The 6000-nt window shown below is 61.5% G+C and carries 7 protein-coding genes; 4 read left to right on the top strand and 3 right to left on the bottom strand.

Annotated elements, in window-relative coordinates:
- A partial coding sequence (locus RTS12_RS11395; RefSeq protein WP_312528546.1) for an AAA family ATPase occupies positions 1 to 1883 on the bottom strand: 1883 nt, incomplete at its 3' end.
- Positions 1884 to 2036: 153 nt separating this feature from the next.
- On the opposite strand from RTS12_RS11395, the gene RTS12_RS11390 reads away from it, so the two are divergent.
- Complete coding sequence (locus RTS12_RS11390; protein WP_312528544.1) at positions 2037 to 2393, top strand: CidA/LrgA family protein; 357 nt, start codon at positions 2037 to 2039, stop codon at positions 2391 to 2393.
- Entirely contained in the window at positions 2386 to 3102 is a 717-nt protein-coding gene (locus RTS12_RS11385; protein WP_312528542.1) for an LrgB family protein, read from the top strand. Before RTS12_RS11390 ends, RTS12_RS11385 begins: the two co-directional genes overlap by 8 nt.
- A gap of 58 nt (positions 3103 to 3160) precedes the next feature.
- Here the strand turns inward: RTS12_RS11385 and RTS12_RS11380 are convergent, their stop codons facing one another.
- Positions 3161 to 3481 (bottom strand): DUF6280 family protein, encoded by a 321-nt coding sequence (locus tag RTS12_RS11380; RefSeq protein ID WP_020951971.1) that lies wholly within the window; start codon positions 3479 to 3481, stop codon positions 3161 to 3163.
- Between the two features lie 350 nt (positions 3482 to 3831).
- Between RTS12_RS11380 and efp the strand changes: the two genes are divergently transcribed.
- Both efp and RTS12_RS11370 read left to right on the top strand, forming a co-directional pair.
- A complete protein-coding gene (gene efp / locus RTS12_RS11375; RefSeq protein WP_312528539.1) occupies positions 3832 to 4395 on the top strand; it encodes an elongation factor P in 564 nt (187 codons plus the stop codon).
- Positions 4396 to 4532: 137 nt separating this feature from the next.
- Positions 4533 to 4832, top strand: a complete 300-nt coding sequence (locus RTS12_RS11370; protein ID WP_312528537.1) for a GNAT family N-acetyltransferase — start codon at positions 4533 to 4535, stop codon at positions 4830 to 4832.
- On the opposite strand, the gene RTS12_RS11365 is transcribed toward RTS12_RS11370, so the two are convergent.
- Positions 4829 to 5830, bottom strand: coding sequence for a LysR family transcriptional regulator (locus tag RTS12_RS11365; RefSeq protein ID WP_312528535.1), 1002 nt, complete (start codon positions 5828 to 5830; stop codon positions 4829 to 4831). The two genes, RTS12_RS11370 and RTS12_RS11365, sit on opposite strands and share 4 nt — an antisense overlap.
- Positions 5831 to 6000: the final 170 nt, after the last annotated feature.

Below are 6000 nucleotides of genomic sequence, written 5' to 3'. Positions count from 1 at the left end.
GAGGACGAGGCATCGCCCGCATTGACCCGCATCCCGTCCCAGCGAAACAGATCGCCCGCAAGCGTCACCAAACGTTGGCCAGGGCGCATCTGGCTTTGCAGCGCGGCACCCGCATCCGCATCATCGATCAGCCCGACCTGCGACAGCCTGCGCGCCAATGCGTCAGGCCCGCTGACATGGGGACCAAGGGGGCGGATACCCTCGGGCAAAGGATGCGCCGCGCCATAGCCCGCCAGCTGATACCAGCCCGACTGACCATCAGCGGCCAGCCCTGCGTTCAGATCATCCCCCAGCGCCGCGCCAAATGCCGCCTCGAACCCCGGATCAACGCGAACCGCATCAAGGATCGAGGCGCCGCCCGACTGACCACGCTCGACCAAACGCGTCAACGCAGCCATTTCCGAGGCAAGCGCAGACGCCTCGCCCTCGGCCTCGGCACGCGCGGCACGCGCGGCGGATTCGTGGATTTCCAGATCTGCCCGCAGGATTTCCGCGTCGATCAACGCCGCCTCGGCTGCCTCGGCCCCTTCGCGGGCCATGGCTTGCGCCTCTTCGGCAAGGGCGAGCGCCGATGCAGCCTCGTGGCCCGAGGCAGCAGCCTGTTCGGCGGCGGCGGTCGCGCCCGCTGCGGCCTGCGTCGCCCGGTCTTGCATCTTTTGCAAATCCGCCACCAACCGTTCGGCCGATTGATAGCGCGCGGCCAGACGGGCGGATTCATCGGTCAATTCGCCCAAGCGCGCCTCGACCTCACGCAGGGCCTCGGCGGCCTCGCTGGCGGCATCGGCTGCGGCCTCAAGGCGGGTGTCATGGCCCAGATTGGCCTTGTCGATTTCGGTGCGTTCCCAAACCAGCCGGTCAATCACCTCGCCCGCGTCGCGGTTAAGCGCGGATTCGCGTTCAAGATCACGCTCAAGCTGGGCCAGACGCGCCAAAAGCGTGTCAATCGCCTGCAATGCGCGGGCCTCGGCCTCGTTCAACGCCTCGCGTTCGACAGTGGCGCGCGACAAAATGGCGGCGGCAATCTGTTCCTCTTCGCGCAAGGGCGGCAAGGCGGTTTCGGCGGAAAGGCGGGCCTCGATCGCGTGACGCGCTGCCGTTTCAAGCTTGGCTGCCGTCTTGATCGCCTCTTGCAAGGCCGCGATGGTGGCATTGCGGGCCTGATCGGCCTCGGACCAGCGGCGGTACAGCAGCACGCCTTCGGCCAAGCGCAAAGCCGCGCCGATTTCGCGATATTTGGCCGCCGCACGCGCCTGACGCGCCAGCGAGGCCGCCTGCGACGTCAGCTGATCAAGCGTATCATCGACGCGGGTCAAATTGGCCTCGGCGGCGTTCAGCTTCAGCTCGGCCTCGTGGCGGCGCTGATACAGGCCGGAAATGCCCGCCGCTTCTTCCAGGATTCTGCGCCGGGCCTTGGGCTTGGCGTTGATCAGCTCAGAAATCTGCCCCTGACGCACCAATGCTGGCGAATGCGCCCCCGTCGAGGCATCCGCAAACAGCATCTGCACATCACGCGCGCGCACCTCTTTGCCGTTGATGCGATAGGCCGAACCCGCATCGCGCGTGATGCGGCGCGAAATATCAAGTGTTTCGGCCTCATTCATCGCCGCAGGCGCCAGATGGTCGCGGTTATCGATCGTCAGCGTCACCTCGGCATGGGCACGTGCGCCGCGCCGGGTGGTGCCCGCGAAGATCACATCCTCCATCCCATCGCCGCGCATGGCCGTAGGGCGGTTTTCGCCCATGACCCAGCGCAGGGCCTCTAGCAGATTCGACTTGCCACAGCCATTGGGGCCGACCACGCCGGTCAGCCCTTCACGGATCACCAGATCGGTCGGATCCACGAAACTTTTGAAGCCATTCAGGCGGAGACGGTCAAAGCGCAAAATCTGTCCACAGAATCGGAGTCGCAATCGGCGGATTTTCTGGCAAGCTGCCCGTCAGGTCAACACAAAGCGCTAAATCTGGGGGAGCTGTATTAAGGTTTCCACAATATTTGAGGGATAAACTAAGCATGATCGGGGTGATATGAGAGCAATATGATAGCCGCGCTTGCCACCATCCTATGCTTTCAACTGATCGGAGAGACGATCTCTCGTGGTCTTGACCTGCCTTTGCCCGGCCCGGTTCTTGGGCTGGTGCTGCTGGTTCTGGCCGGAATGATCCGACCGCAGCTGATCAGCTTTCTCCGCAATGCGGCCACCGGGCTTTTGGGAAATCTGTCGCTGTTTTTCGTGCCTGCAGGCGTGGGCATCGTCGCCCATCTGACGCAGTTTCGCGACAATGCTTTGGGGATCTCGGTGGCGCTGGTGGTCTCGACCGTTCTGGCGATTGCCGTGGGCGCGTTGGTATTTGTTTTTGTCGCACGTCTGACGGGGCAATCCGAAGATGAATAACGCTGCCCAGATCTGGACCTATCTCTCGCAAGAGCCGCTGCTTTGGCTGTCTGCCACGCTGATCGCCTATGCGGTGGGGGATTTTGTCTTTCGCAAAGCCGGGCGGCGCAGCATCGCCAATCCGGTGCTGATCGCTGTGGCCATTCTGGCAGTGGTGCTTGAGATGACGGGCACGGATTATCAGACCTATTTCGAGGGTGCGCAATTCGTGCATTTCATGCTGGGACCGGCAACCGTTTGCTTGGGACTGCCGCTTTACGACAATCTTGGACGGTTGAAACACGCGGTCCTGCCGCTGTTGGCCGCATTGGTGGCGGGCTCGGCCACGGCGGTCCTCTCGGTGCTGGCCATTGCCAAACTCTTTGGGCTGGGTCCGGTCGTGATGGCCTCGCTTGCGCCGAAATCGACCACCGCCCCTGTCGCAATCGGCATCTCGGAAAGCCTGGGAGGCGAGCCGACCATCACGGCGGTTCTGGTCATTCTGACCGGGATTATCGGCGCCATTGTCGTCACGCCCTTGCTGAACCTGCTGGGCATCCGCGACTGGCGTGCACGCGGATTTTCGGTCGGTGTGGCGGCCCATGGCATTGGCACGGCCCGCGCCTTGCAGGTCAATGAAACCGCCGGGGCCTTTGCCGGGATGGGCATGGGGCTGAATGCGGTTTTGACGGCCATCATCGCGCCTTTGGCGATGCGCCTTTTCCAATAGCGCCATAAAAAAGGCCGCCCCGAAGGACGGCCCGGCAAACGCCATTCGTAATATGCGCTTAGGCGGCCTCGGCTTCCTCGGCGGCGTGGCGACGTTCGCTTTCCTCGCGCGACAGCGCGACCGACGTGCGCACGCCCTTGGCGACGAATTCCATCAGGCCCTTGACCACGCGCTCGTTGGGATCGATCCCTGCGCAAGACAGCACCTCGCGACCATCGCGCGAGCGCGCCCAACGCGCGATCTGATCCGGGCCATTGCCATATTTCTTGTCATCCGCGATCGCGTCATCCAGCGCGGCCAGAACAACCGCGGCAAAGAGCTTACGGGCACGCTGGCCCTGTTCGAAGTTGAAAGCAGAACCATCAACGAAATCGCGCATTTTTTTCATCCTATTCATTGCCGGCGCGCAAACGCCGGATGCGGGCAAATTCATTTGCCCCGTCTTTTCCTAGCCATACGGGCGGTAAGACGGGCATAGACCTTGTAGACCTGATTCGGTACGTCCTCGACCGCATGACCGCCATGCAGCAGGTGCAACTCGAAACTTTCTTGGACTTTGCCGGAAGTATGCAAAGTTTTTTAGACAGCAGTTTAAGCGGTCCTGCGCTTGACAACGCGGGAAAAGCGTTTTGGTTGCCAGAAGTAGGCGCAATCGCTATAGCTCGGCCCAATCCGGGCTCTTATATACGAGCCGGCCGAAAACATCAAAAATTATCAAGGCCATAGAACATGCCCAAGATCAACGGCAATGAAATCAAGCCCGGCGCAGTGCTGGAACATGACGGCGGGCTTTGGGCCGCGGTCAAGGTGAGCCATGTCAAACCCGGCAAGGGCGGCGCCTTTGCGCAGGTTGAACTTAAAAATCTTCGTGATGGCCGCAAGTTGAACGAGCGCTTCCGTTCCGAGGACAAAGTCGAGAACGTCACGCTTGAGACCAAGGATCAGCAGTTTCTTTACGAAACCGACGGCAAGCTGGTGTTCATGGACAATGAAACCTTCGAGCAAATGGAGCTGGACGCCGACCTGCTTGGCGATCGTCGCCCGTTTTTGCAAGACGGCATGGTCGCCGCGATCCAGTATTACGGCGACGAAGCCCTGCTGGTGCGCATCCCGCAAAAGGTCATTTGCACCGTCGTTGAAACCGAGCCGGTCCTGAACGGGCAGACTGCGGCCAAAAGCTTCAAGCCCGCGATCCTGGACAATGGCGTGCGCGTGATGATCCCGCCTTTCGTAGGTACGGATGAAAAGATCGTCGTGAACACCGAGCTTTTTGAATATTCCGAGCGCGCCTGATCGACAGATCGGCATCCGCAAAAGATGCATGAGACATTCAAGGCCCGGTCCCGTACCGGGCCTTTTTCATGGCAATCTGTGCCAGATGAACGAAAGCCAATTGCGCGCGTTACCCCTGAAACACACAGGTGAGCACGATGAGCGAGATCGACATTCAACGCCAAGACAGCGCCCAAGGTGGCCGCTATCTGGTCAGTCGCGCCGAAGGCGATGAGGTGGCCGAGCTGAGCTGGCACAATATTGGCCCCCGGATGATCGCGGCGGATCATACCTATACCCCGCCTGCCATGCGCGGAACCGGGGTGGCAGCCGCAATGGTGGAACGGCTGATTGCAGATGCGCGCGCGCAAGGCACCAAGATCTTGCCGCTTTGCTCTTATGTGCGCGCGCAGTTCGACCGCCACCCGGATTGGGCGGATCTGCGGCTGCAGGGCTAGCGCATCCTGTCAGGCCGTGGCCCCGAAAGCGGTCCCGCCGATGCCTGTGCGCGCAAGGACAGCTCTTGCATCAGGCGCTGCAAGATCACCATCGCCGCAGGTGTGGGCGCACGGTCGCGCAGGGTCAGGATGCCATAAGACGACACCGACAATTCGGGCGCAACGGGCAGAATGTGAACCTTGGCCTGCAAGCCATCCTCGCCGGCAAAGAAATTGGCGGCCGCCTGAGACATGATGGCAATCGCATCCGAACGATTGGTAAAGGCCAGCGTCAGCATCAAAGACGAGGTGCCAATCACCCGTCGTGGCAGGTCTAGCCCGCGTGACAGCAGATATTGCTCGACCGTTGTGCGCAGCAGCCCACCCGGAGGCTGCATCACCCAGTCGTAATCCAGACATTCCTCGATGCCGCTTGGCGGGCGCAGCGCCAGTTCATGCCCCTCTCGCACGATCAGCGCCAATGGCTCGATCCCGATCGGGCTGACTTCGAATGCTGCCGGATCAACCCCCGAGGGAATGCGCCCGATGCAGAAATCCAACCGACCCGAAAGCATTTCCGCAACCAGCCTGTCGCTGGAATCGACGGTGACATTGACCTGAAGGTCGGGCTCGCTTTCGCGCAGGCCGCGCACGATCGGCAAAACCAGCTCTAGCGAGGGCCCCGAAACCGAGCCGAGATGAACCGTGCCAATGCGCCCGCAATCCAGGTTGCGCACCTCTCGGCCCGCGATGTCGAGGTCGCGCAAAAGATGGCGTGAGCGCTCGGCCAACCGCTCTCCGGCGGGGGTCAGGGTGATGCCGCGGGGGTGACGCTGCGTCAGACGTGCTGAAACGATCGCCTCTAGGTCCGTCATCATCCGCGAGGCGGCCGGCTGGGTCATATTCAGGATCGCGGCCGCCCTGCTCATCTGCCCGGAATCCTGCACCGCAATCAGCAATGCCAGCTGTCGCAATTTGATCCCGCGCGAGATCAGTTCTTCGCCCCATTCACGTTTCATACCAGCCCCGACCTGCTCTGCCCGTTTGATATACCTTAAAATACATAACGTTGCCAGAAAACCGCAATTGACGGTTATATCCCCGACTGTCTAGCCTTCACCTGAGCGGCGTTGTCCGCCCGCGTGGCACAATCCGCGCGAATGGGGGGAAGACGTCATGGCACCGCAGG

The sequence above is a fragment of the Paracoccus sp. (in: a-proteobacteria) genome (genome assembly GCF_032007265.1).
GTDB lineage: Bacteria > Pseudomonadota > Alphaproteobacteria > Rhodobacterales > Rhodobacteraceae > Paracoccus.
This window is presented reverse-complemented; position numbering and strand designations above follow the sequence as displayed.